Source organism: Xanthomonas cucurbitae (assembly GCF_002939885.1).
Lineage (GTDB): Bacteria > Pseudomonadota > Gammaproteobacteria > Xanthomonadales > Xanthomonadaceae > Xanthomonas > Xanthomonas cucurbitae.
In genome coordinates, this window is the sequence record NZ_MDED01000087.1 from 1 (window position 1) to 2,580 (window position 2,580).

At 62.2% G+C, this 2,580-nt stretch carries 2 protein-coding genes and 1 pseudogene; all 3 read right to left on the reverse strand.

The window, feature by feature from the left end; all coding sequences use genetic code 11:
* A partial coding sequence (locus XcuCFBP2542_RS20175) for an AHH domain-containing protein (RefSeq protein WP_249027694.1) occupies positions 1-663 on the reverse strand: 663 nt, incomplete at its 3' end.
* A gap of 38 nt (positions 664-701) precedes the next feature.
* A complete protein-coding gene (locus XcuCFBP2542_RS18705; RefSeq protein ID WP_104605731.1) occupies positions 702-1,355 on the reverse strand; it encodes an imm11 family protein in 654 nt (217 codons plus the stop codon).
* A 97-nt stretch (positions 1,356-1,452) separates the two neighbouring features.
* Positions 1,453-2,580: pseudogene (locus XcuCFBP2542_RS18710) on the reverse strand (hypothetical protein); the annotation flags it as partial.

Genomic DNA, 2,580 nt, shown 5'->3' on the forward strand with positions numbered 1-2,580 from the left:
GGCATCCTCGGCGTGCGCGATGGCCATGCGAAATTCCTCGCGGCCGGCGATCTCGCGGATGACGGCATCGCGTTCATCCGGGACAGCGACCAGATTTTTGGCGGTCGTGCGCGCGGCGTCGATCACCTGTGTGATCCGTTGTTCGGAGTGCGTGATCGCGGCCCATTCGGATTCGACATTGCTCATCGAACGCAGCGTTTTCAACTGGTCGGCGTGGGTGGTGCGGTATTGCTCATACTCGGAGAGCGTGCTGCGGTTTTGCGCGTTGGTCTCGGCCTTGGTCAAGTGATCCGGGGTAGTTGCGAACATATCGCCATTGATCAGGGCGACTTTGAGGGTGTCTTGCAGGTCGTGCACCTGGGCGGCGACACGCTTCAATGCTGCAGCGTCGTTGCGCATGGCGGCGTCGCCATCTGGGAAGTCAATGATTTCGTCGAGATAACCGAATATTGCTTTCGTGTAGGAGCTGCGTGTGCGTCCACGGTGAGGAGATGTTTCGATTTCGTAAGCCAGCGTGCCATCTACCGGCAGATACAGGCGATTGGTCGATACGTCCTTGTCGATCAAGCCATGCTCAAGCAATTTCTGGAGCAACCTATGATCTCGAAAGATGCTGTTTTCAATGACATGATGACTTTCAAGGATGACGTTACTGGAGGGCATCTGCTCTTACTCCATCAAACGGTCAGAAGGTTCATCGCTCAGCAACCGAAAGCGTCTATCAACCAAACGCCACGGGTTCTGGGCGACTTACCAAATCCCTGCGCGATCAAGCTGTCGCGCAAGAACCGATCGCAAAAGGCATCTGATGTATAAGGTGTTCTGAAGATATGCGCGGTCCCGACTATGTCTTTCCTGAATGCAAGATCGGCACCGCCAGCCACTCGGTAGTATTTCCCATTTCGATGCCCGGTCAACACCTTGACGGTGGATGCCTCCTCGTCGATGGCATCGATAATCCGCACCACCTCGCAAAGATAGTGCGGCGCCCCGGGCGTACCGTCTTCCAATCGGAAGTCGCATGGCGCGAAGGCAAAGCCTTCCGGGTCCGCAGCTTCAAGGACCTGCTTTAGCGGCTCTGAGACCAGCCAGTAGCTCTTGAATCCACTGTGCATGTCATTGGGCATATCGCCGATGCGGCTGTCGTAGCGCAGGCGCGGGGTTTCCTTCAGTGCGGCCAAGCCCGCGTCTTCCCCTGGTAGGCTGTCAGCAATGGAAAACGGCACCGCATCTTCGTTCTCGAACTCCACGCCATGCCCGCGACCGCCGCCACGGACGTCGGACCTGAGGAGGTAGAATTCGCCTTTTCTGGGCGCATTCGGATGTATTGCTTGCGCTTGATTTGACTGGTTCATGGGTTTTCTCCGATCAACCCTGCATATAACCGGAATGCGATATCCGCTTTCATCAAGCGGGCGCTGCCAGGATACGCGATTTATATGTTCTGACATCGCGTTGCAGATGGGCGACCAGGCTGTTGGCGCCGTACTGACCGCCCGGCCCACGCTGCAGCTGCATGGCGCCATCGCCTGCGAGTCCTTGCGCTTCGCGGGTGCGCTGGTTCGCCAGCCCGATCGCTTCGCGCCATTGCGGCTGCAGTTCCGTGCCCACGATGCGGTACTGGTACAGCGTCTGCTCGCGCTGCACGTCCTGCGGCGATGGCGGGGCCTGCTGGATGGCGGCAATCGCCTGGGCCTGCTCGGCGAGCGCCGGCTGCAGCATCGCGCGCGTGGTCTCCAGCTCCAGCAGCCGGTTGGCATCGGGTGGAGCGCCGTGCCCGGTCCACTGGCCGTCCATGTTGCGGTAGTAGCGTTGCCCGTTCGAGGCGGTCAACGCGTCCGGATCCGGCAACGCCTGCTGGACGGCCGGCGACATCGGCAAGCCCTCGGCGGCCCAGCCGCTGCGGTGGTAGGCCAGTTCATAGCGCGCGGCGATCGCAGCGGGACTGTTGGCGATGTTGTGGGCGATGGTGGCCTGCGCCTGTGCCTCCAGTTCTGCCGCGCGCGGCGGCAAGGCGGTCTCCTGCACGTAGCTGCCGCGATCGTTGGCACCGGAGACCTCGGTCTTGACCAGGCGATGCCATTGGCCGTCTGCCGGATCGCGCTTCCAGTCGGCAGGACTCAGGCTGGGGCGATCGGTGGCGTTGGCCGGCTGTCGATAGGGATCGACCGGATCGGGTGCGTTTTTCAGCGCCAATGCTGCAGCGACATTGGTCGCCTGGTAGTTGAGTTCTCGGGCCTTGGCGTAGCTGGCGACGATCGGCGTGGCGGTGGGGTTGTCCACGCCATCGGCGGTGGTGTCGGCTCTGCCCTCGCGCGCCCAGGCGCGGCCATCGAAGGACCAGTGCGTGCCATCGCCATCGGTCTGCCGGTAGATCGCGCGGTTATCGAGCAGCGCGGCGGCCCTCTCGCCGGCCACGCTCATGAAATAGGCATCGGCGGCAATCAGCACCATCGGCCCGGCGCCGGAACTGCCCAGCGCGTAGGCCGCCGTCGTGCCGCCGGCCCAGCCACCGACATTGCGCCCGGTGAAGTGCGCCAGCTCTGATTGCGCGGCGAGCGGGTTGTCCTGGCCGAGCAA

Bases quoted from the DNA above. Each gene is read 5' to 3' on its own strand.
- XcuCFBP2542_RS18705 (WP_104605731.1), bottom strand. From the start codon at position 1,355: ATGAACCAGTCAAATCAAGCGCAAGCAATACATCCGAATGCGCCCAGA.